Origin of the sequence: Salinimonas chungwhensis DSM 16280, assembly GCF_000378185.1 — a bacterium.
Taxonomy (GTDB): Bacteria; Pseudomonadota; Gammaproteobacteria; order Enterobacterales; family Alteromonadaceae; genus Alteromonas; species Alteromonas chungwhensis.
On sequence record NZ_KB899379.1, the window covers coordinates 234,740 to 260,518 of the forward strand.

Below are 25,779 nucleotides of genomic sequence, written 5' to 3' on the forward strand. Positions count from 1 at the left end.
GCTTAGTTGTACATCTGAACAGGCACTAAAAGATTACTTTTACGCTAATCAGAAGGGGTGAAAAGTGCAGAATTTGGGCATCTCCTCCCGGCGGATGTCGCGCACAGGCGGCAGGAGGAGATTATGTTACTATTGGGTAGATTCTTCAGCGCTGGCCGGTAAAGGATGCTGCGGTAATCTGAGGGAAAGCCACCTCATTAAGTACGCTGCGCAGTGCGTCAAGCTTAATAGGTTTACTTAAAAAGGCGTCCATTCCGGCTTTCAGACATGCCTGACGATTCAAGTCAGAGGTATCAGCAGTCATGGCCACAATGAACATTTTGCTGTTATTGGTATAGGTATCCTTAATCACCTGTGTAGCCTCAATACCGTCCATTACCGGCATTTCACAATCCATCAGTACGAGTGTGTAAGGCTCTGAGGCGCGTTCAATGCAATTGAGCGCTTCTAAACCATTGACCGCATAATCTGCACTGATTTGTAATTGGGACAGCAGCGACTCCATGACCAGGCGGTTAATTTCGTTATCATCCACCACCAGCAATTTAATATGCTCGAAGCTGCTATTTTCCGGGCCAATGTAATCCTCCTGCGCCATCTCTTCCTGATTGAGGGGCTTTAGGGGTAGCTCAATCACTATGCGGGTTCCCACGCCCTCGCGACTACTTACTTTCTGCGTACCACCAAATGCATCGCAAAGCTCTTTGACAATAGCAAATCCCAGCCCGGAGCCACCGTATTTGGACGAGATCCCCGCATTGCCTTGTTTAAATGGCTGATAAAGGCTCTCAATGGCCTGCTCACTCATGCCGATACCGGTATCTGTGACAGTCACCGAGAGCATATTCTGATCATCTTTTTCCTTTACGCGCGCCGTGAGACTGACTTTGCCTTTATCAGTGAATTTCACCGCATTGTTAATCAGATTAGAGTAGATTTGTGTCATGCGACCGGGATCACCCAGCGCTCTGAGACCATCAGGAATTTTGGCCTCAACGGTCATTTCGATGCCCTTTTTACGGGCCAGGGGCTCGTAAAGATAATACAAATCATCAAAAATATTTTTGGGCGAATAAGCAACGTCTTCCAGCTCCAGCTGTCCAGACTCCACCTTTGAGTAATCCAGCACATCGTTAACCAGTCTCACCAACAAATCCGCACTGCGCATGGCGATCGCCACGCGACTCTCAATGATATCCTGATTGCTCTCTCCCACCAGCGTTTGCAGCATGCCGGCAATGCCGTTGATCGGCGTGCGCAGTTCATGACTTATTTTGCCGATCATGGCGCTGCGGGCTTTCAGTAACCGCTCTGCTTCATTGCGTTTCTCGATAAGTTCATTGCGCAAAGAGACCTGCGCGTCAATATCCTGAAAAGCCCCCAGTATTCGTACACACTGACCGTCTTTGAACTCCGTTCGACCCTGTGTGGCCACCCATTTAAGGTTACCGGTATAGGTGCGAATCAGGACTTCCAGACTCCAGGGCGTACCGGTAGCCATGGCTTCTGCCAGCGCATCAGAAATTGCGTCCCGGGATTCGCCTTCGACATAAAACTCAATAGCAGTGGCCAAATCTGGTTCATAATCATCTGGCACTTCATGAATTCTGCGGGTTTGTTCAGTCCAGAAAATATGGTTATTTTCCAAATCGACTTCCCAACCGCCTATCAATGCCATTTCTTCCATCTGCTGCTGAAGTTCAATGCGCTGTTTGAGCTTCTGCTGTTCGATAACGCGGGACAGTTCGACACCAATCCACTGGGCAAACAAATTGATAAAATCAATATGCTCTGAGGTAAAAGGTTCAGGACGCGGCGAAGCTGAAGAAAAGTTAAGCGTCCCATACAACTCACCCATCACTGTGATGCGCGCGCCAATATAACTTTCCAAACCAAGATTTTTATAACACGGGTGGGTGGCTACTGAGTCGATAGTACCGGCGTGAGAGAAAGCTATCGCATTATCTGCCTGAAGCGTATGCCAGCAATAGGTTTCGCCAACTGCAAAGGTTAAGTCGGGCTTAAGACCGGGATCATCTGAGACAACATATTTAATTGTATAGGTATCATCGCTGATGAAACTCACGATGCCATGATCCTGCTGAAATTCTTCCAGCCCAAGCTTTAAAATTGCGCGTGTTTTTTGCTCGAAGCTCAGCGTTTCATCTGACGTCAGTTCGTGCAGTTCTTTCAGCATAGCAGCAACCGGTTACATCAATTTACTCATCATAGCTTAGTGTAGTGTATACCTATCGCCAATGCACCGCTTAAACCCGTAATTTGCGGTAAAAATTCCACCCGCCAGGTCTACCTGGCCGACACCGTTTATATCCAACAGTTCTTTATAGATGGTTTTTTATACAATTATCGTCCTACACATTCAGGACATCTTACGTATATTGTTAAAAAGATGTGAATAATGAGCAACGTAGGAGAAGCCAATGAGTAATCATCTGTGGGGGCTGTTACATCATCCTGATAGAGAGTGGCGTTCTATTAATGAAGAGCATGAAACGGTCTCGCACCTTTACATGCATCATGTTCTTTGGATGGCGTTAATTCCAGTGGTAAGTTCTTTTATCGGCACGACACAATTTGGCTGGTCGCTGGGTGGCCAGAATGACACCATTCAGGTGTCATTTGAAACCGGCCTGCTTATCGGTGTGTGTTTTTATGCCATGATATTGCTGGCTGTCGCTGCAGTAGGCAGTTTGATTCACTGGCTGGCGCGCAAATTCCCTACCCGCCCATCCCGACACGAATGTATTGTGTTTGCAGGCTACATTGCGACTCCGATGTTTTTAAGTGGGTTGTTCGCCATTTACCCTATTATCTGGGTGTGCGCGCTGGCGTGCATAGCCGGTATTTGTTACACCGCCTATTTGCTTTATCAGGGTACACCAAACTTTTTGGGAATCAGCAACAAAGAAGGTTTTATTCTTTCAAGCACTATGCTTGCCATCGGGGTTTTACTCCTTGAAGTGTTGCTCATGGCAGTGGTGTTACTGTGGAGTATGGGTTCTGAACACAGTATCGTCTGGAAATTTTTGCACTAACCTAAATATCCCCAAAGATAGCGCTGCCAGGGTGGCGCTATCTTTTTCTTAAAAGTACTTCATGATCGTCTTTTTACCTGCATGTTGATGCACCGATTCATAAGCCGTGGCGTAGGGAATAGTGCAAGTACCATTTAGCCGCCAACGTCAACGTACAATGTTGGTTAAAAACAGGAAAAGGAGCGACATGACGCAATCAGAGTTTTCGCAGAAGTTACAGGCGAACAGCACATTTCCCGCTATATCAGTCACAGACTTACATGGTAAATCTCACACACTTGGTCAACCTGCCGAAGGCACCGACTGGCAGTTGGTAATTATTTACCGGGGTAAGCACTGTCCTATCTGCACCAAGTTTCTAAATAAACTTGGCAAGCAGAAGAACAAGCTGGTAGATGCCGGAGTCGATGTTATCGCCGTCTCTGCCGACAGCAAAGCGCAGTTGGAGGCCCATCTTGATGATTTATCACTAGACTTCACAATATGTTACGGGTTAAACGAAGATGATATGAAAAAACTGGGGCTGTATATCTCTGACCCGCGGTCGCCAGAGGAAACTGATCATCCTTTTGCAGAACCTGCAACATTTGTGGTTGAGCGAGATGGCAGGATTCGTATCGTAGATATTTCTAATGCTCCCTTTTCACGACCTGATATCGATATTCTGGTGGAGGGATTGCAGTTTGTCAGAAAACCGGACAATGATTATCCGGTACGCGGCACTCATCAATAATAATTTATTGCCAGTGCGTCTGACACACCAGTTAGTTAGATAAAAAAGTGCCTTTGCGCGCTTTTTTATCGCTTTGCCGGGGCTCCTTTAAGTTTTTAATGCGTTGTCGGTTTTAATCACCAACTTCCAGACAGCTTAAGTAACGTTCCGGGACAAAGCATTCTGTAAATCTGCACTAAATAAGTCACCCTGGCACCGATGGAAAATGGTCTTCGCCGTAATGGCATAATAAAATATTCAAGCCCACGACGGGCGCGTCAGGTGCTGAAAATATAGCAAATAGCCTGTCGATGCGAGGTTTTGCGCGATAATGGCGATGTGTAATGTAGTGGATGTCCAGTGGCGCACAGTGGGTGTCTCGAGCCGCGCGCTGCTGCGTCGTCCATGTAGTGGGTGTCCAGTGCCGCGCGCTTTATCCCCCTGTTGTGGGTGTCCTGTATCTCCTGCCCTGTTATGGGTGTCCTGTATCTCCTGCTGTATTCCCCTTTCGCTGTCTCTGACCCTCTTTTTTAGATTCGTGAATAACAAACTGTTCTGCAACACGGATACAGTGTAACGGTTCACTACAAACAGCAGCTAGTCAAAAAAGAACAAGAATCAGACGCAAAAACCATTGCGAATGATATTGATTCTCAATTGTAAGCTGTTATAGTCTTGCTTCACTCAAGTTAACAAGAGAAGTAAGGAATGTTTAATAAAAAACTGTTGGCTGTTGCCGTAACAAGCTCCCTTTTGCTATCCGCATGTGGTGGTAGTTCCTCTGACGGTGATGACCCACAACCTGCACCTCCAGCGAACTCAGCGCCTACTGATATCTCATTATCTTCTGCCAGTGTAGATGAAAATGAGGCCGGCGCAGAAATAGGCACGCTTAGCGCAACCGATGCTGACAGTGGTGAAACATTTACTTTTAGCACCGATAATGATCAGTTTTCCATCAGCGGTAATACCCTTTCGCTGGCAGAAGGTGTGGCGTTTGACTTTGAATCTCAGACCAGTGTTGACGTAGAGATCACGGTAACCGACAGTGAAGATGAAAGCTTTACCAAAACCCTGACTATTGCTGTCGAGGATGCGCTGGATTTTTATGATTTTGAAAGTGCATTTGTAAATGGCGAATCAGCGGTTTCTTATAACGGCCAGATAGCCCGCCACCTGTTAATAAATGACTTAAACATTCTGATTGATACACAATTAGGAGATACAGCGGCGTTTGATACAGATGGCAACTTCACTACCCGCGATGCTGTGATTGAAGCGCTCAACTCTTATTTTGATGTTGCCGACTACGATGCCCTGGCGGCCCGTGACCTGCTGACTTCGACCGACCCGGATGCCGTTCAACGTACTCTGGCTGATGTTTCCTCTTCGAGCAAAAACCTGGTAGGTAAAATTGCCGGCAATGATGCAGTCGGTCAGCACAAAGACTGGAATAACGGTGAGTTCGTGGGCTGGGGAGAAGCCGGTAGCACTACACCTGAAGGTCTGGTGCGCAGTTTCTTTGATGAACTTGCAGACAATGCCGCCGCACAGCTCGGTGGGTCATTGCGCCAGGACCCTTTTGGTGATGACATTACAAAAATTTATCTGACTACCGACGGTCGCGATTTAAAACAACTTATTCAGAAATTTTTGCTGATGTCTGTGGCTTACAGTCAGGCAGCCGACGATTATCTGGATAACGATACCGACGGCAAAGGCTTGTTATCTGATCACACCAACAGCGATGAAAACTATACCGCTTTGGAGCATCAGTTCGACGAAGGCTTTGGTTATTTTGGCGCCGCCCGTGATTATCTTGAGTACAGCGACGAAGAAATTGCAAGTAAAGGGGGTCGTGACGACTGGCAGGGTTATCACGATACCGATGGCGATAATGCCATTGATTTTAACGCTGAATACAACTTTGGTCAGTCTACAAATGCCGCGAAGCGGGATTTGGGCGCCACTACAGATATTGATTACACAATGCAGGCAATGACTGCCTTTTTGCAGGGCCGGGAATTGTTAAACAGCACCGCCGGCACATCGTTGACTGAGGCTCAAATGGAAGAGCTGGAAGGCTATCGCGATAACGCTCTGGATGCATGGGAGCGCGCTATTGCGGCGACCGTAGTGCATTATATTAATGATACTAACGCCGACCTGGATGCCATTGGTACCGATGATTTCAGCTACAGCGACTTAGCCAAGCACTGGTCTGAAATGAAAGGCTTTGCACTGGGGCTTCAGTTTAACCCGTTCTCACCGGTTACCGATGAACAATTTGCGCAAATGCACGGGTTGATGGGCGACAAGCCGGTAATGACGGATGCTGAGGCAATAGCCGCGTATCAGGCGGACTTACTGCAAGCCCGGGATATTCTGCAAGCTGCTTACAGCTTTGACAGTGAAAATGTTGCCAACTGGTAATTTGATGTAACAGACACCGCGGTCATCACTGGCTGCGGTGTTTTTTTATCTTTGGAGTTTACACATGAAACGCATGTTTGTGCTTAGCACGGTAGCCCTTTCCCTGTCTGGCCTGCTCACCGGGTGTGGCGAGAGCACCAGCAGCGACAGCGGTGCACAATATGGTAACAGCAGTGACCCTGCCCAACCGGTAGACAATAACTTTAACGAGTCATTGCTGCTGGCGTCGCTGGTCGATAACGTCCTGTTGCCTACTTATAACCAGTTTGCCAATGATGCAACCGCATTGCAGACTACCGTGAACAATTATTGTGATACCCTCAGTGCGCCTGATACCAGTGCCAGTGATGCGTTATCTCAGGCGCAGGACAGCTGGCGAGGCGCGATGACCACATGGCAACTGGCTGAGGTTATGCAAATTGGTCCGTTGGCTGAAAATGGCTATGCCCTGAGAAATAAGATTTACTCCTGGCCTAATGTCAGTGCGTGCGCAATAGATCAGGATGTCGTACTGGCCGAAGCTGACGACTACGACCTGACTACCCGTACACCCAGTCGCCGAGGCCTGGATGCCTTGGAGTACACCCTGTTTAACACTAACCTGAACCATCAGTGCACGGTAGCCGGCACCGCTCCGGAAGGCTGGAACAATCGTACCGACCAGGATCGTCGCGAGGCACGCTGCGCCTATTCTCAGCGTCTGACCGCTGATTTGGTGACTAACGCCCAAACCCTGGTAAGTGCCTTTGAAGGCGAACAGGGGTATGGTCAGGTGCTCAAAAATGCCGGCCTCCCGGATAGTCAGTTTGCAGTCTCACTGGACGCCGTAAACGAAATCAGCGACGCGGTTTTCTATATCACTGAGGTGACCAAAGACGCCAAGATTGCAACACCTGTGGGAATCATTGCCAATGATTGTGGAACCTCCCCCTGCCCGCAAAATGCAGAGTCAACGTACGCTGATCACTCACTGCAAAATATTATCGCCAATTTAACAGCCCTGCGCTCTGTTTATCTGGGTGGCGATGACGAAAATGTGGGATTCAATGACTTTCTAAACGATGTGGGAGATACGGAAACCGCCACCCGTCTGCTGCAGGATATTGATAATGCCATCGCCTTTGCACAAAGCCTCAATGGACCGTACTCAACACTTTTAACAGAACAGCCTGACCAGGTAGAGCAGCTTCACTCAGAAGTAAAAGAGGTCACGGATACGGTAAAAACTGATTTCATCCAGAGTCTTGCCCTGGAACTTCCGGCTACCTCCGCCGGCGATAACGACTAAGAGACTGGTATTTATGCATAAACACGTCACCCGACTTTTGGCTGCCGCTATAGCGGCAGCCTGCCATACTTCGGCACTGGCAGAGCCCGCCGCTGCCAGTGTAGAACACATCAGTATTATTGGCAGCCAGCAACAATTAGATACTACCGCTGGCTCTGTCTCACTGATCGACGAAGCCGCGCTTGAAGCATATGAATTTGATGATATCGCCCGCGTGCTGGCCACCGTTCCCGGCGTTAATATCCGTCAGGAAGATGGCTTTGGACTGCGACCTAATATTGGTTTTCGGGGCGTAACGCCTGAGCGCAGCAAAAAAATCAATATCATGGAAGATGGGGTCCTGATTGGCCCGGCGCCCTACTCCGCCCCCGCTGCGTACTATTTTCCAATGGTCAGCAAAATGACTGCGGTGGAAGTTACCAAAGGTCCCTCCACCATTGCCTACGGCCCAAACACGGTGGCCGGAGCGCTCAATCTGGTCACCCGTCAGGTACCCACTGAACAGATTGCTGAGATAGATATTGCCGGTGGCACCGATGGCTATTATAAAAGTCACGCTTATTATGGCAATGCAGTGGATAAACACGGCTTTTTAGTTGAAGGTATAGCGGTCGGCAGTGACGGTTTTAAGACTCTGGATAATGGCGGGGACACCGGCTTCGAAAAAATCGATCTGATGGCGAAATACAAGTACGATTTGAGTACAGCCAAGTTTGACCAGTACATTCAGATTAAGGGCGGTTACAGTGAGGAGACCTCCCACGAAACCTATTTAGGTTTAACCGACGACGATTTTGCTCAGGATCCTTATCGCCGCTATGCCGCCTCCGGACGCGACAAAATGGACTGGGAGCACAACCAGCTTCAGCTGACCCACTTTATTGCCGGTGATCGGTTTGATATCACCACCCGCCTGTATCGCAACAACTTTGACCGGGCGTGGAATAAAATAGATGGTTTTGAAAGCTCCCTGGGTGGTCAAATACCCACGTTGCAAGAGATTCTTACCTCACCGGATACTGACCGGAACGCCCCCTACTATGCGGTATTGACAGGCCAGGCAGACAGCTCGGTGCGCGAGAAAATTGTCCTGGGGAACAATGCCCGTGAGTACTATTCACAAGGTCTGCAGATCGACGCCACCCTCGATTTGCGCTTTGCCGGCTTGTCCCACCAGGTCGATTTGGGTGCCCGCTACCATGACGATGAGATTCAGCGAAATCACACCGCCACTAACTACTTTATGCGCGATGGGGCACTTGCACTAACCGGCGAACCGACGGTGCCCACGTCGACAAATACCGAACAAACTGATGCTGTCTCGGTTTACGCCAGTGACACAATCACATTAGCAGACGTGCTTCTGACTGCTGGGATCAGGGGTGAGTTTATTGACGGTGAATATCAAAACCGTGCACCGGGCCGGGAGCAGGACTTTCAGAATAAATCCACACGGATCTGGTTACCCGCCGTCAGCGTTTTTTATCAGGTGACGCCGAAGCATGCTGTATTTGCTGGTTTCCATCAGGGCTTCGTGCCCACCAGTCCCATCCAGTCTGCCTCGATAGCTGTGGAACAAAGTGATAACTTCGAAGCGGGATGGCGTTTTATTCAATCGGATCAGCGCGTTGAGCTTATTGGTTTTTACAACGATTACTCTAACTTGATTGAGTCATGCTCTATTTCGGCAGGCTGTGATACCGATACGACCTTTCAGGCCGGCGATGTTGATGTTTATGGCCTTGAAGCGGCCTACCAGCGTCAGTGGAACCTGACCGGCGGCTGGCGCATACCGTTGAATATCACCTACACCCATACACAGTCAGAATTCCAACAAACATTCTATTCTGAGTTTGCTCAGTGGGGATTTGTCGAGCAGGGGGCGTCGGTACCCTATCTGGCTGAAAATATGTTTTCAGTAAATATCGGGCTGGTGGGAGAAAAAGTTGATGTTAATCTGCTGGCCTCTTATTCTGACAGCATGCCAGAGTCGGCCCAGCAGACGCTGACCGGCGATGTACGCGATAGTACATTGGCCGGAAAAGAGACCGATGCCTTGTTTAATATCGATCTTTCAGCCGGTTATCAGTTGACCCCGGCCGCCCGGTTATACGGTAAAATCACTAACCTGCTGGATAACGAAGATATAGTCAGCCGTCGTCCGTATGGCGCCCGACCGAATCTGTCCAGGCAAATGCAAGTAGGCGTAAAATACGCCTTTTAAGCCAACCAAAGGAGTTAGAAATGACCGACCTGCTGTTCACTGAATTTGGCCAGATGGCAAAAGCCGTATTGGATCCAAACAGCAGGCTTTTTATCGGCTATCTGGTCGGAGCGTTAGTCATTGGACTGATAGTTATGACTGCCCAGTACGGGTTCGCCGGCAATAAAGGTGCAGTGAAACAGCTGTTCAGTCGCAAGATATGGTGGCATCAGTCGGCCCGGCTCGACTACAAACTGTATGTTATTAACCGTCTCGTCAGAGCCTTATTGTGGGCGCCGGTGGTGTTAACCATGGTGCCCATCGCTATCGGGCTCAGCGATGCTATCGAAACTGTGTTCGGCTATCGGCCACCTATTACTGAAAACAGTATGATAGTGATTACAACCTTCACGGTAGTGTTGTTTTTGCTGGATGACTTTACCCGCTTCCTTCTGCACTGGCTGATGCACAAAGTGCCGTTTTTATGGCATTTTCACAAAGTTCATCATTCAGCGGTGGTGCTGACGCCTATGACAGTATACCGCTCTCACCCTGTTGAAAGCTTTTTATATGCCTCGCGCATGGCTATCGCGCAGGGCATGGCAGTAGGTCTGTGTTATTATTTTTTTGGTACCGCGTTATCAATGTTCGATATTCTGGGTGCCAATGCGCTGGTTTTTGTGTTCAACGTGCTGGGCAGTAACTTACGTCATTCTCATGTTAAATGGCGTTGGGGAAGGCTGGAAAAATGGTTTATCAGTCCGGTTCAGCATCAGATCCATCACAGCACGAACCCACAGCACTTTGACAAAAATTTTGGTACGGCACTGGCAGTCTGGGACCGCTTATTTGGTTCACTCATCATTTCAGCTCCTGCGATGCGTCTGCGTTTTGGGTTAGGTCGACACGAACACGGCCATCATACTGTTACTGATGCGTATATTAGCCCTTTTCGCGAGGCAAGTGCCTACACGATAAAACGCCTGAAATCGCGGCGTAAGTCCGAGGGTAGCTCACCTTCAGTCGCCACAAACTCCGGTAAAATGATGTAACAAGGCGACTGATGCAACCCGTGGTATTTCACAGGTAGCAGGAGGTCTCAGTAAATGGGACGTTCCTTTACGATTTAGCGCTACCCTTCACTGTGAACTGACTTACCAAAACCACTGAATTGATAAGAGGTAAAGTAACCGGGCTGCACGCGTGAAAAAAATCTAATTACCCGGTTCGTGACCCGTTTTATACGAAGTATCTTGCTTTTACTTACAATTTTTCACTTTGAGTCTTTATCCAGTCATGATGACGTTGCTCATCCTCATAAAAGCTTGCTATTTCGGTTTTTTCATCTGGACTCAACGCATCATTGTCACTGGCTTCTTTGTAGGCTTTAACTGTCACTTTTTCATTGGCAATCATTGCTTTAAGGATGGCTTTGTCACCCAGCAAATCAGCTATTACCACCTTGCCCTCTGTCAGCACCCGCTTACTGTCAGGGCCTTCAACGACGTCTTCTCCACGGGCTTTTAAAAACTTATTGAGAGTATCAGTATGCGTCATATGATCGCTTCTGAACTCAGCCAGCTTGTCAGCTATATCTTTATCTTCCAGCCGCTGCATAGCTTCTTCGTAAGCCTCAATCGCGTCAAAATCCAGCTCGCACAGTTTTTTCAGAGTTGTTGCGCCTTTATCCATTGCTGTTCCTTACTATAAATTACGGTGTACTAAGATTTTTCCTGCAGGTTAACTATGCAAAACGCGGGCAAGTAGTTTAAAAAGAGACGTTACATAAGGTTTATTGATATTTAAAGATGAGTGAACGCGGTAAATTTTTGTCTGGTCATGATTTTTTTGTAAGGAAGGTCAGAGCACTGGTCAGATTCTACAATTAATACGCATAAAAGACCGGCCTGTTTAAGGACGGGTGACTTACTTCCACGATGACTTTTATGCGACAATACCGCAAATCATCGTTTTCTCATGCCTATGAATTTTTTTGCTTTAGTGGCGCTTGCATTTGCCATGTCTACAGATGCTTTTGCAGCATCGCTATGTCGTGGGGCGTCGCTAGAACGCCCCCGGTTAACAGACGCGGTTAAAACCGGACTTATTTTTGGCAGTATTGAGGGGTTAACCCCCATTGTAGGGTGGCTGATAGGCACTGCCGGCGCGGTTTTTATCGAACAATGGGATCATTGGGTGGCGTTTACCCTGCTAAGTGTCCTTGGTATTCATATGATTATAAACAGCGTGCGGGATAATGATGGGCCGGAAGAACCCGCTTCCTCACTGGCCCAGCACAGCATTGGCGCGACAATATTTATCGCTATTGGTACCAGTATTGATGCGATGACAGTGGGCGTTAGCCTGGCTTTTGTAGATGTCAGCATCGCGCTGGCTGCATTACTTATCGGATTGGCGACCACTACGATGGTAACGGTGGGCACCCTCGCTGGTCATCGTCTGCGCAGCATGATCGGGAATAAAGCAGAAATATTTGGCGGCATAACATTAATTATTGTTGGTGCATCTATTTTGTATAGCCATCTTAGCTGATAAAACCAAAGGACTAACCAGGCCATGGTTAGTCCGGCGCCGTTTACATAGTCTGCCCAGAATTTAAACTTTTAATAATAAAATACTTTCTCGGTAAGCTTCCTGGCATGCTACAAATAGCCGGTACAGTCAGAAAAACCGAAAAATATAAGCGGCCGTTATGATTAGCATTGATAGCATCAGCAAGCACTTTGAAGGCCAGCCTGCGCCGGTACTGGAACACCTTTCCGTGGAAGTCGCTGATGGCACGTCCCTGAGCATCCGGGGTGCATCAGGTTCGGGAAAGTCCACCCTGTTATCATTAATTGCAGGTTTTGATACGCCCGATAGAGGAACGATAACCATCGGCCGGCATGCGTTGCCGTTTTCCGACAGCAAAGCAGCGGATAACTTTCGGCGTGACGAGCTGGGCGTGGTATTTCAAAGCTACAACCTGATCGATTGTTTAAATGTTTGGGATAACATCGCGTTTACCAGTCGTTTGAAAGGCAATGCAGATGACGAGTATCAACACCACATCATGCATCTTCTGGCTATTGAAACGTTGGCGAAGAAGCCCGCCCACCAGCTTTCTGGCGGTGAGCAGCAGCGAGTCGCTATTGCCCGGGCGCTGGTGCACAAACCTACCCTGGTGCTGGCAGATGAGCCCACCGGAAATCTCGATGAGGCCACCAGTGAAATGGTTGCCAGTGCGCTTTATCAAACCTGCGCTTCTTTACGTACCACATTGGTGGTTGTGACACACAGCAATGACGTGGCTGATCGTGCAAATATGCTGCGCTGGCTTCGCCATGGGCAATTATCCGCGGATGCGCCGTGTTAAACCGTATAAAACTCCTTCTGCTCACTCTGCTTGCTATGGCCCGGCGTAAGCCGTGGGAGCCTGCACTTATCATTGTTGCGGTAATCATTGCCACCGCGGGTCTGTCATCAGTATGGCTTATTAACGAAGGCGCCCGCCAAGGTGACATTGCCAGTGACGCTCCCTCCCCCCTCGCCGGTGCTCGTATTGTAGCCTCGAAAAGCACATCTCCCCTCACTCGCCAGGATTATGTCGCGGTTAGAAAACAGGGTTTTACCCAGTTTATTGCCACCAGCGAAGACAGCCGTTCGTTAGTTTGTACAGGCTCAGAAATATCTGATGAGCCATCGGTACTGCGCAACATTACCCTGCTGGGGGTGGACATGCTGGCAGCGCCATCATTGATGCCTTCAGCTGCCCCTCCCGCCAGGCAACGCGCTGCCACCGGCATGACAACGTTTGCGGCGCCGGGTGTAGTAGCTGATATAAATTGCCTTACAGAAATCGAACGTCAGACCGGGGATAATCTGGCACCGCCGTTGCCAGTAAACGGCCTGCCGGATAACACGGTGATTATCTCGCTGGCCGGCTTTTATACTGGCACTGTAACGCCGCAGAGTCAGCCACTTACCGCCCTTATAGCCGTTGCACCTATCAGCGAATCAGACGCGAAGCAGCTTAAAGATAACCTGCCTGCTCACCTGGTGTTCGAGCCAGCCTCTGCGATTATTGCAAAAGGCAACCTGAGTGAAAGTTTTCGTCTGAATCTCTGGGCCATGGGTGTCCTCATGGGTGTCGTCGCGTTGTTTATTGTAATTAATGCCATGCTGTTGATGTACCGCTCACGTTTACCCGTTGCTATACGACTGCGTCAGTTGGGTGTCAGCGCCCGCTTATTACAGGCGGCGTTGGTGGGTGAGCTGGCTGTGTATTGTCTTATCAGTACGCCAATAGGGGTGTTCACAGGACTCATCGTTACCCGTCAGTTAACGCCGGTTTTACAACAAACATTTGCCGCATTGTTTGACTCAGCCTTTGTCAGCCCGTCCCCCTTTCTACTAACTACCCTGGCAGGGGCTTTTGTTATCGCACTTGGCGCATTGACTGTATTTTCATTCATTACTGCACGCCAGCTTACCGGGGCGTTGTCAGTTTCTGCACTACGTAAGCCCGGGCCAGGCATGCTGACTCGTATTATTCTCAGCCTGGTCGCGGTTAGTACCACCACGCTATTAGTCTGGCTGGCTAATTCCACTTTACTGGCCCTGATAAGCGTTGCCGCAGTACTGTTAGCTGGCTGCCTGTTGATCATCTTGTGGCTGCCGGCTATCACACAGCAGTTAGTCAAAATCAGCCCTGCCCACAAACCGCTGCTGCGTTACATCATTGCCAGTACCAGCGCGTTGTCTGGCAAAACCCGCCTGGCCGTTTGCGCATTTTTTATCGCACTAAGCGCCAATATTGGAATGAACGTAATGACTGATAGCTTTCGACAGGCAACAGCTGACTGGTTATCACAACGGTTATCAGCACCGGCTTATTTGTACACCGAGCAGCCCCACACCGCATTTGAAAACCGTGTAAAAGGTGTAAAGCTGGTCTACGAGGGCTTTAGTAATGTGGGGCAAATCAGTGTCGAGATCAGAAGCTTTCCTGGCGATGACGAAGCACAGCAGAGTCTGGCGCTTAGCGAGGTTATAAATAACGACACTGCGCAGGCATGGCAGCTATTTGCTCAGGGTAAAGGCGTATTTATTAATCAGCAGCTTGCCTTTCGTGAGCACCTGCAAGCCGGGCAGAACATGACACTGGGACCGGTATTTACCGGGCGGGAGCGACGGGGAAGTCCGGTAATGCCAGCCGCGGCAGTGGTGGTGGCTGGCATCTACCCCGACTATGGCAACCCCTCAGCGCAGGTCATGCTTCCCATCAGCCGCTATTCGCCGCCTGGCGGCTTTGCTGGCGTAGTGGCGTTGTACCCTGAAACCGCCGGCGCCATCAGTCAGTATGAAGAGATGGGCACCGTATATATTACCGACGATCTTATTGATTTATCAATGCAGACCTTTGATCGCACCTTTGTGGTGACGGATGCATTAAATGTTGCAACACTGCTGGTCGCGGGTCTGTCCTTTGCTATTTCCATCAGTGTATTGATGCTGGATATAAAACCTCAGCTGAGTGTACTCAGAGGAATGGGCGTGTATCAGTGGCAAATTAAGCTGGCGTTGCTTAGCCAGTATATGTTGTTCTGCCTGATTACCGCGCTGCTGGCTTTACCTTTCGGTATTTTTCTGGCCTGGGTATTTATCGCCAGGGTTAACCGCTATGCATTTTACTGGGTGTATACCATGGAAATATCCATTGGCGTGCTGCTACAAAGTGTGCTGTTGAGTATGTTGGTGGTGTTTGTTGTATTACTGCTTCCCCTGGGACGGGTTAGCCCGAAAGTCGATCTACGCCAGGAGGCAGCACTATGAAATTGTTGTGGACAGCCATCATACTGATGCTGCTGATGGCATGCACCGAAAAACCGCAGCGTACCAGCCTCTTTGCCTCGGACGACGGCGCTGCCAGACAAGCCAGGGTTACCTCCGCCCGCCCGATGTCGCTGCCTGACGATCATACCAGTCACCCTGATTACCAGCTGGAATGGTGGTATTTGACCTTTGTTCTTGAAGATTCGCAAGAACGTCAGTACGGTCTGCAGTTCACCCTGTTTCGGTTTGCTACTGAACAAGATTATGTAAGTAACTGGTCTGATTCGCAGCAATGGATGGGACACGCATCGCTACACAGTCCTGATAACCACTGGTTTGAATCACGGTTTGCTGCTGGTGGTGTAGGCAATGCTGGTGTCAATGCCACGCCGTTCTCCGCCACACTGGATAACTGGCAATGGCAAAGCACCACTGAGCGCCCCTTTCCTGCTTCGCTGCGCTTTACTATTGAAGATACAGTCCGGGTTGATATCTCTGCTTCGCCTGAAGGACCATATGTAAAGCATGGTGATAACGGTATTAGTATAAAATCCGCGGGCGGACAGTTTCGCTCATATTATTACAGTCAGCCTTTTTTAAGCGCCACTGGCGAGCTTCACATTGATGAGCAGGTGATTTCCGTCAGCGGTAAGGCCTGGTATGACCATGAATGGACCAGCGAACTGGCCCGCGATGATGCGCTTGGCTGGGACTGGTTTTCAATTCATTTTGATAATGGCGATAAACTGATGGCCTTTCAGATGCATGTAAATCAGGAAGAACCCTATACCACGGGTACTTATATTAAGCAGGATGGTAGCGTTACGACCCTGCAGGAAACAGAACTGACTATTCGGGCGGTTGATACTGAAATGATCAATGATAAACCGGTACCGGTGAAATGGAACATCACCAGCGCTACCAACAACCTGAATATCACGGTTGCGCCGTTCAAGCCCGGTCAGTGGAACCCCGGGCGTTTTTCTTATTATGAAGGCAGGGTTGAGGTAAGAGGTTCCCACCCGGGCAGCGGCTTTATGGAGCTAACCGGTTATCAGTAAACCGACCATTTAATATGCTTAGTTAAGGAGGTAAGTGCCGCTACCCCTAATGCAGAATTTCCCATACTGTTAAGTGCCGGGGAAAATACGCAGATGGAAAACCGCCCCGGAACCATCGCAATAATACCGCCACCCACACCACTTTTGCCCGGTAGCCCAACCTGAAACGCAAAGCTGCCGGCTTCGTTGTACATACCTGAGGTGGCAAGCAGCGCATTGACCTGGCTGGTTTGCTTGGGTGTCAGTACCTGCTCATCAGCGCACCTTGAATAACCTCGATTGGCAAGGAAGCTCACGCCACGGGCGAGGTCGGCACAAGACATCTCAAGTGCACAGTTGTAAAAATAGCTGTGCAGCACATCTTCCACTTCATTTTCAAAATTTTCGAAGGCTTTCATCAGATAAGCCGTGGCCGCATTGCGTGAGCGGTATTCAAATTCTGAGTCAGCGACGATGCGATCAGCATTAATATCCGGATTGCCGGATAAGCGACGTACAAAATCGCGCACCGCCAGATGCGGTGAAGCAAAGCGAGACTGATTCATATCACTGATTACTAACGCCCCTGCGTTGATAAAGGGATTGCGGGGAATACCATTTTCATATTCAAGCTGAACCAGCGAATTAAACGGCAGCCCTGATGGTTCACAGCCGACGCGATCCCATAAGCCTTCGCCGTAATGATTGATGGCCAGCACCAGATTAAAGACTTTAGATATACTTTGAATCGAAAATGGTACCTCAGCGTCGCCAACTGTAAAAACATTGCCCTCATTATCACAGATGGCAATTCCAAACTGGCGTGGCTCAACACAGGCCAGCGCAGGAATATAGTCAGCTACTTTTCCCTGACCAAGCATGGGAAACACTTCCTGATAGATATTATCGAGCAAAGACTGCATTGTTTGCGTCATAAATAGCCTGGCGGTGTCCGCCCTCCTTTGGATTGATGACCCGCAAATGGGGTTTGTCACTTTCAGCAGTGTATACGTCATCAGATAGAAAAGTGTTTGAAAGAAATAGAATTCTTGTGCACCTTGATCAAAAAGCTGTGACCTGAGACCGGCGGGAATATTCCTCTGCGCACTCATCTTAGATAATGGTCAGGAGGGTTTTATTTTGACCGTTTCGATAGCGCTACTTGTTGTGAAACATGACAAGCAACGCTGTTATGACGGTTTGAGCGATGGCAAATAGTCAGTGATCCGTTAGACCCACATCAATACCGCGCTGATGATCACGCCGGTAATTATCAGTTGCACCAGGCAAAAACCCATAATATCCCGGGCTTTTAGTCCTGCTATAGCCAGCACCGGCAAGGCCCAGAAGGGCTGAATAAGATTGGTCCAGGCATCGCCCCAGGCCACGGCCATTGCCACACGGCTTATCTCTGCACCAAGCGCCTGTGCTGCCGGTAATATCACTGGTGCCTGAACAGCCCACTGCCCACCACCGGAAGGAACAAAAATGTTTACAATACCGGCACTCAAGAAGCTCAGGACAGGCAGCGTCTGTGCTGTGGCAAAGCTAATCAGCCACTGGGAAAGACTCTGGGCCAGCCCCGATTCTACCATGACGGCCATAATGCCGGCATAAAACGGAAACTGAATAACAATACCCGCGCCGCCTTGCACTGCCTGCTGCAAACTATGAAGCAAATTGCGGGGCGTTTTATGCAATACAATGGCACTGAACAAAAATAAATAATTCACAATATTCAGGTTCAGGCCGCCGCCCTGCACAAAGTACATCAGCAGATACGCCAGGCCACTCAAACCTACTAATTGTGCCAGTAAAACACTGTTTTCCAGTTTATCGGCGGGGCGATGGTTGGTGGCCTCAGGGGGCGCCTGTTCTGTCAGCTTTTCTGTATCAATGTACACACTATCTGCTGCAGCGGGGAGCATTAAACGGTTTACCAGAGGAATAATAATAAACAGTATGGCCAGCAATATCAGGTTGAATGTGGAAAACAATGTTTCGCTGGTCCCTATTACGCCAATTTGCGCTTCGGTGAAATGACCAGGGGTAGCAATAGTCAGCGGAACCGAGCCGGCGAGCCCGCCGTGCCATACCACAAACCCTGAATATGCGCTGGCTACCAGTAGCCGATAATCTACCTGTATTCGTCGGGCCAGCGCTTTTGCAAACAAGGCCCCGACGACCAGGCCGAATCCCCAGTTAAGCCAGCTGGCTATCAGTGAGACTACTGAAACCAGGATAATCGCTTTGCCGCCACTACTAGCCAGCCGTGCAAGCCTGTTTAGAAGACCTTGTACCAACGGCGTACTTGCCAGCATAAAGCCACTGACCAGTACCAGCAGCATTTGCATGGAAAAAGTCAGTAACCCCCAAAAGCCCGCGCCCCATTGAATCAGCACCAAATGAGGAGGCTGCTGCTCAATGAGCATGGCCGCGACAAATACCACCAGCGTGAGTATAAGAACAAAAATGTAAGGATCTGGCAGGTATCTGTCTACCAGTTTAACAAATGGCCGGGCAGCAGCGTTCAACATAGCTGAATCAGTGTCTTATTTTGGATAAGTTAACCATAACGGGCTTCATGTATTCGGGCAAGGGGCATCGAGCGCGTAGGACTACTGTGGGCATAGCCAATGATGTGGGCATAGCCAATGATGTGGGTATAGCCAATGATGTGGGCATAGCCAATGATGTGGGCGCGCGTAGCTGATTGTTGTTAGAAGGTATAATACAACACCAGGGTGCCGCCCTTTAGAATACTGCCATAGTTGAAATTCACCCCGACACCATATTCTTTAATATAATCGGCATAATCCGGACGCTTCTTGACCCACCCTATTTCAGCTTCATAATAGTGACCGGATCCCATTTGCTGAGTCAGCAAATTGCTCAGCTCGACCCGCGAGAGCCGGTACTTCATAACCTGGTCGTCTGCGCCGAAAAAAGACACCGGCTGAGACACATCCAGCCCACCAATAACATACCATTCGTTAGGTTCAACATCGTGTGCCGGATTACTGGTATCTATGGCAAAACCATGCAGGTAATGAAAATCCGAAGACAGAGAAAACTCGATGTCCTGATGCTGCCAGGAATAAGCCAGAGATATCATCGGCTCAAGCATGAGCATTTCTACATCAAAGTTAACCAGCAAGCCGTTGAATCTATTCTTAATCTGTTCACTGACATCGGTACGATAATCAATGCGGTTGCGATATTTCATCCACGTCACATTCATGTTGGCACTTAGCGTCCAGTGCCTGTCAATCTGGTGAATTGCGCCGCCGCCCAGTGATAAGGAAATCACCCGGTCAGTCAATTCATCGCCACGATTCTGTAAATCAGCGCCCAGAAATAGCTCTTGTTCTATGTTGACGTAAGAGGCGCGACCGCCCAGCTTCCATGTGGTCGACTCACCTTCTTGTGAAGTGATGTTCAGCGGAAAGTTAAATCGATCAATTCCGCTTCGCAGCGAGGTTGCATCCGATGATCCCAATGCCTCGTTACTGGTCCCGATGACATCATTTGGATTAAAATTTAAAAAACCCAGTTTGACCACGTCGTTATCACTTAATAAAGACGCTGTAGCAAATGCGCTTTCTACACTGATTGCCGCCTGCCTTTCAAGTTCATTGGCGTGGGTTAGCGACGGCGTTAGCACCAGAGACATCAGTGTCGTGAAAATTAATTTACGCATAGGTACCTGCCAGGAAGAAAAGTTAGTGTTTCATACTGCCGGGCGCTGGTTTTTGATCGACGGTGTTTTAATGATTACGGTTCTGTGACTATGCTCTCAACTGAATAGCAAACAGAATTATAGTTAAACCGTGCCGGCGAAACCGGCGCTGCAGATGGCAACACGCCATAATATTTCAGGGAAAGATAAATGCGTGCCGAAATAGTCTTAATAATTAGCTTGTCAGAACTTCTCGTCCTCCCGGTGTCGGCGCAGCAACACCAGAATGTAGTTGAGACAATCGAAGTCACTGGTCAAAAGCCACTACAATTATACTTCAGATTAAGAGAGCAAAAACGGCGCTTGTTTATGCAAGTATTTAATCAACATATCAACGACGAAGATTTGCACTTTATATGTAAGCGACAAACGCCAACGGGTTCAAAAATCCCGCAGAAAGTGTGTAAAAATGCGTTTGACTGGCGTATTGAGCAGGAAATCGTTCAGGAAGAAATTCAACGGGGAAATATGCTCGGCGCCTACTCAGTCGCTTTGATGGGTACCAAGGAGCAGGATATTCTCAGAAAAGAGTTGGTGAAAACTATCCGTCAATTGCTTAAAGAAAACAAACAATTTTTATCTGTTTACAGCGACGTCAAAGCTGCCGATGATGCGTATAAAAAGGCTCATAGAAGAAAGTTCGGATCATTTAGTAAGTATCGCAGATAAAAAAGCCGGCAAAAATTGCCGGCTAAGTATCGAGAAGACCGTCAGTGCTTAGTTTTTCAGCTCACCGCTTGCTGATTCAATGTGCGCGCGCACAAACCACTGGAATTGTTCCAAGTCGGCCAATTGGCCCGTAATCATGTCTTCTGAAACTGGATCGATTTCACCCAGCACTTCAATTGCATCACGGTGGTCACCATTTACACCGTTATACACTTTATCAAGTGCAACCAGGTGATCAGAAACCAACGCTTTACCAATGTCATAGTCTTCCCATGTACGACTATCAACAACCGCCTTGGGTGTACCTTTTGGCACGCCGCCTAAAGTAGCAATTCTTTCTGCGATGGTGTCAGTCATCTCGCGAACAGACTCTACCTGTGGATCCAGCATTTCATGCACACCAATAAAATTGGGGCCAACCACATTCCAGTGAATATGCTTCAGTGTCAGCTGTAAATCAATTAGCGCTGTAAGGCGCTGAGTCAGTACTTTTACTGTACGCTTGGCTGCTTCTTCATTCATTCCCGGTGCAGTGAAACCACCCATATCATTGTTACTCATAATCTCTCCTGTCGTGTATGACTGATACAGTCTGTGTCTATGACCAGTGCGGTACAAAGACACGTGTTTAACTAATCACTCATTGAAACGCACAACCCGGCAAAAAAGATTATTATGATCTGTTAATGTGAGCCGCTAAGGCAGTAGCCGGTGCCATTGCTCTGCGCTCAGATAACGATGCTACAACTGCATTTTAATCCAAATTTTTATGTCGGAATTTAAACAAAAAGAATCGCTAATTACCGGTTCTACGCGACGTCGGTTATTTAAAACTTGTAAAGAACCCCAAAGGTTGCACTATCTTCCAAAGAAGGCATAACCTGATAATCAATAAATACATTCAGGTGCTGTGTAATCGCATAACTCAACCCCGCACCATAATTAAAATCACTATTGCTAATACTTGTATCTGGTTGCGAGACGGCATCACTTACGCGCGCAACATCAAATTCGCTGTAGAATACCCCAGCAAACCGTAGGCACTTAATGAGCCATAAATACGATAGTCAAATTTCAGATTATCCGAAGCCTGCCAACCTAACTCTTCCTGATAACTGTTGTAACCAGCATCGCTGTTATAAGACGTATTATACTCAGATATACCTTTGCCCACTCGCGTCTCAACTGACAAAAAGTCATGAACGCTATACCCGGCAACCAGTCCTGCCAGATTAAAATCCCTGTTCAGAACATCAATATTCTGATGGCTCACGTAGCCGCCCACATAAATATCATCAGAGGCTACGACATCACTTATGTGAGCGCTGGCTAAATCGGATAAAATTAATATACAGATTCTTTGTTTAATCATTTTTCCTTTGAACAGATTTAAGCTAAGGCCTTTTATAAGAAGTGGCGATGCCGTTGCTGCAAGATGGCCTAAACTAGGAACAAGAGAATACCGGGAAAGTTCATCGTAGCAAAATCACGCCGGCCGGAAATAACACACATCTCAAAAAATCACCTAATAATCATAATCTTAAAATTTTATACACTGTTTAACAAAATGTAAAAATCAGCCCCCCCCCTTTTATGAATTTTCCAATAGGAATGGAAAACCCAGCAAATCAGCATATAAATGATTCAATGACAAGTAATGTGCTTAGTGCGTGATTAATGGACACCCACAATTGAAGGAATGAGTAGTTGGGTAATGGACATCCACAATTGATGGCATGAGTGGGTAATGGCACCCAGAGTTAAGCTATACAAGTCCTCCGAAACAACTCAGTTAGCTTTAAAGTACTACCCAGCCTGATAATTTATCGTGATTAATGGACACCCACAATTGAAGGAATGAGTAGTTGGGTAATGGACATCCACAATTGATGGGATGAGTGGGTAATGGCGCCCAGAGTTAAGCTATACAAGTCCTCAGAAACAACTGCGTTAGCTTTAAAGTACTACCCAGCCTGATAATTTATGACCGTGTATGTGCATAGTGGGTGCCCGCTATACCCTTGTGGGTGTCCAATATCCGGTTCTATTAAAGATGGTGAAGTGGGTGTCCTATACAGACTTTTGAATTTTAACTATTTGCTCAGTGAAAAGATTAACGCACTTCTTACCGCTTTCTGTCGTAAACAATTTCAGCAGATTCAAGAATACAATATGAATATGTTGTGTATCGAAGATGGCAAGCAGTTACCTGCGTACTGTTTTTAAATATAAGTTTACACATTTACGGTGTTTTTAAGGCAAACCCTTTGGACTTAATTCATGTTGAATTAGTCACCTATTTTGAAAGGAGAACTAAGATGGACAATAACAAAGACAAGTTGCTGGCATTAGAGACAGAGCTCAGTCAACGCCTTACGAAGATAGACGAAGACTTACACAGCCGTGGTGCCAACGCGAAGCCTTCGGAAAAAAACCTGGAAAGACAGAACGACGATGTATTGCTGAATCTGAAAAATGAAGCTCAGTATGAATTAGAACTAATCGCTAATGCGCTGAAAAAAATAGAAAATGATGAGTACGGAACCTGTGAAAAGTGCCAAAACGAAATTAGCGAGGCACGGCTGGATGCAATTCCTTATGCAACCATGTGTAAAGAATGTGCAACCTGATATTGATACCGAGGCGATTATTTAGCTTTCTTAAAATTCAGGAATTTGATGAGCTACGAATCAATTTACACTATGAATCAAAATCTTAAAAAGATATATAGGTGATATATCTACAATGATACAGTAAAGTAAATAGCACCCTTTATCGTTTAGCGAGTTTTGTCGTACTTCATCACTTTAGCTGCATGTAAAACGAAGCAAAGTACATTCAGGTAGCGTGATAAAGAAGGGTTTATCCTTGCAAAGGGCACCGTCTCGATCTGCCCTTTTCTTCCTTCAACTCCAAGACCACAAACGCTCAGGTTGCTTTAGCCTGCCCACTTAATCGTAATTTAACCAAATAATTTTGTTAACGTTAGCTGGGCAATCATGACGAGATCGCACTTTTTGGCTTGCAAGGATTCCCAACCGCAATGGTATTGGGCTCAATGCTTTTGGTTACAACGCTGCCTGCACCGATAACACAGCCATCACCAATAGCAACGCCCGCTAAAATGGTAACGTCACCACCTATCCAGACATCATTGCCGATGGTAATAGGCTCAGCAAAGCCTATATGCTTTGCTCGCTCTTCCGCATTAATAGGATGATGAGCAGTATACAATGATACATTTGGCCCAATAAACACGTTGTCACCGATAGTCACCTTGCAACAATCCAATACGGTCCAGTTGAAGTTAATAAAAATATGGCTGCCCATATGAATATTGTGGCCATAATCAATTCGCACAGGTTTTTCAATATGGATGTCTTCGCCTGACCGCCCAAATAATTGCTTTATTAGCGTGGCCCGTTGCTCCACATCTCTTGGTCCTAGCGCATTGATTTTGTCAACTAAATCGCGCGTCTGATAGCGAATTTCAACTAGCTCGGGGTCGTTTATCCAATACTTTTCGCCAGATATCATTTTTTCGTGCGCGGTCATTTTCTATACCTTGGTTGGTTTAAACATTAGGGGTTTATCTCAAGCTGACTCTCAAATACTGAGTGCGAATTACAATGTCAAAAACAATCTGTCTCTGCAACGCAAAGATATGCATATACGAAACGCATATTGTGGCAGCAAACCGACAGGGAATGATGGACACCAAAGTCTCCACTAAAATTGCTGTATATTCTTTTAGAGTTCTTCGGTAGATACCGGATCAAGAAAAATAACTACTGATGGCCCCTGATTCACACAATCCACAGCTCACAAAGACTTTAAAAGAAGCGACAACAAGCCAACCAACCAGGGAAGCCGGCCCCGAGCGGCAATCAATGTGTATCTTTGGACTTGAATCCTCGGCCCCCCATTTTCAGGGGAAAATCAAAAAGCTGCTCTCACGGTCAGTAGATTGAATGCCGGCCTTCTGGCAAAGTTTTTTGCGAATACTTTAATGATTGAGCGCAATGCCCACACCTCGCAAATCACAAATTTCTTTAGCTGAGACCCCCTACTATCACTGCGTTTCCCGGTGTGTACGCCGGGCCTTTCTGTGTGGCACAGATAAATTCACCGGTCAAAGCTACGAACACCGACGCGGGTGGGTTGAACAAAGACTGCTGAAACTGGCAAAGGTTTTTGCCATCGATGTGTGCGCCTACGCAGTAATGAGTAATCACACCCATGTTGTCTTACATGTTGATAAACACAAAGCGCTGAGCTGGACGACCGAAGAAGTATTGCATCGCTGGCATATGCTGCACCGGGGAACAATTTTGACCCGCAAGTTTTTGAGTTTGTCGCAACGCCAGACAATGTCAGAAGCTGAGATAAAAACGGTTGGACAAAGCGCAAAGATATACCGGGAACGTCTTTACGATATCAGCTGGTTTATGCGTTTGCTAAATGAATATATAGCTCGTCAGGCCAATAAAGAAGACGATTGTACCGGTCGTTTCTGGGAGGGGCGCTTTAAGTCTCAGGCGCTAATGGATGAAACAGCGTTGGCCGCCTGCATGGTGTATGTGGACTTAAACCCTGTACGCGCGAATATAGCCGCTAATCCGGAACAATCAGATTACACCAGTATTCAAAAACGTATCGAAGCGGCAAGATTGCATAAGCAACCCCGTGACCTGTTCCCGTTTACCGGGCCGAAGAACCAGCGCACAGGCCATGCAATACCTTTCTGTTTACAGGATTATCTTCAATTAGTGAAGGATACCGCCCGTCATTTCGACACTTCGAG

At 47.7% G+C, this 25,779-nt stretch carries 22 protein-coding genes; 14 read left to right on the top strand and 8 right to left on the bottom strand.

From position 1 onward, the window contains the following. Positions 1–145: 145 nt before the first annotated feature. The gene (locus F458_RS19345; protein WP_018983154.1) at positions 146–2,197 is read right to left on the bottom strand and encodes a GAF domain-containing hybrid sensor histidine kinase/response regulator; all 2,052 of its coding nucleotides are present in this window, start codon (positions 2,195–2,197) and stop codon (positions 146–148) included. 244 nt (positions 2,198–2,441) lie between these two features. On the opposite strand from F458_RS19345, the gene F458_RS0109385 reads away from it, so the two are divergent. From F458_RS0109385 to F458_RS0109410, 6 genes are all read left to right on the top strand, one after another. Then, on the top strand, positions 2,442–3,056 hold the full coding sequence (locus tag F458_RS0109385) for a Yip1 family protein (RefSeq protein ID WP_018983155.1): 615 nt from the start codon (positions 2,442–2,444) through the stop codon (positions 3,054–3,056). Positions 3,057–3,243: 187 nt separating this feature from the next. Next, positions 3,244–3,789 (top strand): peroxiredoxin-like family protein, encoded by a 546-nt coding sequence (locus F458_RS0109390; RefSeq protein ID WP_018983156.1) that lies wholly within the window; start codon positions 3,244–3,246, stop codon positions 3,787–3,789. Positions 3,790–4,476: 687 nt separating this feature from the next. Beyond that, complete coding sequence (locus F458_RS0109395) at positions 4,477–6,201, top strand: DUF4856 domain-containing protein (RefSeq protein WP_018983157.1); 1,725 nt, start codon at positions 4,477–4,479, stop codon at positions 6,199–6,201. Between the two features lie 64 nt (positions 6,202–6,265). Then, positions 6,266–7,489, top strand: a complete 1,224-nt coding sequence (locus tag F458_RS0109400) for an imelysin family protein (RefSeq protein WP_018983158.1) — start codon at positions 6,266–6,268, stop codon at positions 7,487–7,489. Between the two features lie 13 nt (positions 7,490–7,502). Continuing rightward, a complete protein-coding gene (locus tag F458_RS0109405; RefSeq protein WP_018983159.1) occupies positions 7,503–9,713 on the top strand; it encodes a TonB-dependent receptor family protein in 2,211 nt (736 codons plus the stop codon). 20 nt (positions 9,714–9,733) lie between these two features. Further along, on the top strand, positions 9,734–10,744 hold the full coding sequence (locus F458_RS0109410; protein WP_018983160.1) for a sterol desaturase family protein: 1,011 nt from the start codon (positions 9,734–9,736) through the stop codon (positions 10,742–10,744). A 211-nt stretch (positions 10,745–10,955) separates the two neighbouring features. Here the strand turns inward: F458_RS0109410 and F458_RS0109415 are convergent, their stop codons facing one another. Then, a complete protein-coding gene (locus F458_RS0109415) occupies positions 10,956–11,384 on the bottom strand; it encodes a ferritin-like domain-containing protein (protein ID WP_018983161.1) in 429 nt (142 codons plus the stop codon). A gap of 291 nt (positions 11,385–11,675) precedes the next feature. Here F458_RS0109415 and F458_RS0109420 point away from each other — a divergent pair, with 291 nt between their 5' ends. The 4 genes from F458_RS0109420 to F458_RS0109435 all read left to right on the top strand — a co-directional run bounded on the left by F458_RS0109420 (position 11,676) and on the right by F458_RS0109435 (position 16,588). Beyond that, complete coding sequence (locus F458_RS0109420; RefSeq protein ID WP_026294599.1) at positions 11,676–12,245, top strand: manganese efflux pump MntP; 570 nt, start codon at positions 11,676–11,678, stop codon at positions 12,243–12,245. Positions 12,246–12,405: 160 nt separating this feature from the next. Further along, positions 12,406–13,068: an ABC transporter ATP-binding protein gene (locus F458_RS0109425; RefSeq protein ID WP_018983163.1), complete on the top strand. Its 663-nt coding sequence runs from the start codon at positions 12,406–12,408 to the stop codon at positions 13,066–13,068. Beyond that, entirely contained in the window at positions 13,062–15,527 is a 2,466-nt protein-coding gene (locus F458_RS0109430; protein ID WP_018983164.1) for an FtsX-like permease family protein, read from the top strand. The genes F458_RS0109425 and F458_RS0109430 overlap by 7 nt, the downstream gene beginning before the upstream one ends. After that, positions 15,524–16,588, top strand: coding sequence for a lipocalin-like domain-containing protein (locus F458_RS0109435; RefSeq protein WP_018983165.1), 1,065 nt, complete (start codon positions 15,524–15,526; stop codon positions 16,586–16,588). The genes F458_RS0109430 and F458_RS0109435 overlap by 4 nt, the downstream gene beginning before the upstream one ends. Here the strand turns inward: F458_RS0109435 and glsB are convergent. Further along, on the bottom strand, positions 16,582–17,490 hold the full coding sequence (gene glsB / locus F458_RS0109440; protein ID WP_018983166.1) for a glutaminase B: 909 nt from the start codon (positions 17,488–17,490) through the stop codon (positions 16,582–16,584). The genes F458_RS0109435 and glsB overlap by 7 nt on opposite strands. Positions 17,491–17,796: 306 nt before the next feature. Further along, on the bottom strand, positions 17,797–19,104 hold the full coding sequence (locus F458_RS0109445) for a short-chain fatty acid transporter (protein ID WP_018983167.1): 1,308 nt from the start codon (positions 19,102–19,104) through the stop codon (positions 17,797–17,799). Positions 19,105–19,124: 20 nt separating this feature from the next. Between F458_RS0109445 and F458_RS20675 the strand changes: the two genes are divergently transcribed. After that, the gene (locus F458_RS20675; RefSeq protein ID WP_156824212.1) at positions 19,125–19,280 is read left to right on the top strand and encodes a hypothetical protein; all 156 of its coding nucleotides are present in this window, start codon (positions 19,125–19,127) and stop codon (positions 19,278–19,280) included. 6 nt (positions 19,281–19,286) lie between these two features. Here the strand turns inward: F458_RS20675 and F458_RS0109455 are convergent, their stop codons facing one another. Further along, positions 19,287–20,267: a Solitary outer membrane autotransporter beta-barrel domain gene (locus tag F458_RS0109455; RefSeq protein WP_018983169.1), complete on the bottom strand. Its 981-nt coding sequence runs from the start codon at positions 20,265–20,267 to the stop codon at positions 19,287–19,289. A gap of 189 nt (positions 20,268–20,456) precedes the next feature. Here F458_RS0109455 and F458_RS0109460 point away from each other — a divergent pair, with 189 nt between their 5' ends. After that, on the top strand, positions 20,457–20,975 hold the full coding sequence (locus F458_RS0109460) for a hypothetical protein (RefSeq protein WP_018983170.1): 519 nt from the start codon (positions 20,457–20,459) through the stop codon (positions 20,973–20,975). A gap of 48 nt (positions 20,976–21,023) precedes the next feature. Here F458_RS0109460 and dps read toward each other — a convergent pair whose 3' ends face one another. Beyond that, on the bottom strand, positions 21,024–21,536 hold the full coding sequence (gene dps, locus F458_RS0109465; RefSeq protein ID WP_018983171.1) for a DNA starvation/stationary phase protection protein Dps: 513 nt from the start codon (positions 21,534–21,536) through the stop codon (positions 21,024–21,026). A gap of 430 nt (positions 21,537–21,966) precedes the next feature. Next, on the bottom strand, positions 21,967–22,347 hold the full coding sequence (locus F458_RS0109470) for a hypothetical protein (RefSeq protein WP_018983172.1): 381 nt from the start codon (positions 22,345–22,347) through the stop codon (positions 21,967–21,969). 946 nt (positions 22,348–23,293) lie between these two features. Here F458_RS0109470 and F458_RS0109475 point away from each other — a divergent pair. After that, positions 23,294–23,605, top strand: coding sequence for a TraR/DksA family transcriptional regulator (locus F458_RS0109475; protein WP_018983173.1), 312 nt, complete (start codon positions 23,294–23,296; stop codon positions 23,603–23,605). 367 nt (positions 23,606–23,972) lie between these two features. Here F458_RS0109475 and F458_RS0109480 read toward each other — a convergent pair whose 3' ends face one another. Next, positions 23,973–24,530 carry a sugar O-acetyltransferase gene (locus F458_RS0109480; protein WP_018983174.1) on the bottom strand — a complete coding sequence of 186 codons (558 nt, stop codon included), beginning with the start codon at positions 24,528–24,530 and terminating at the stop codon, positions 23,973–23,975. A 467-nt stretch (positions 24,531–24,997) separates the two neighbouring features. Here F458_RS0109480 and F458_RS19350 point away from each other — a divergent pair. Beyond that, a partial coding sequence (locus F458_RS19350; RefSeq protein WP_018983175.1) for a transposase occupies positions 24,998–25,779 on the top strand: 782 nt, incomplete at its 3' end.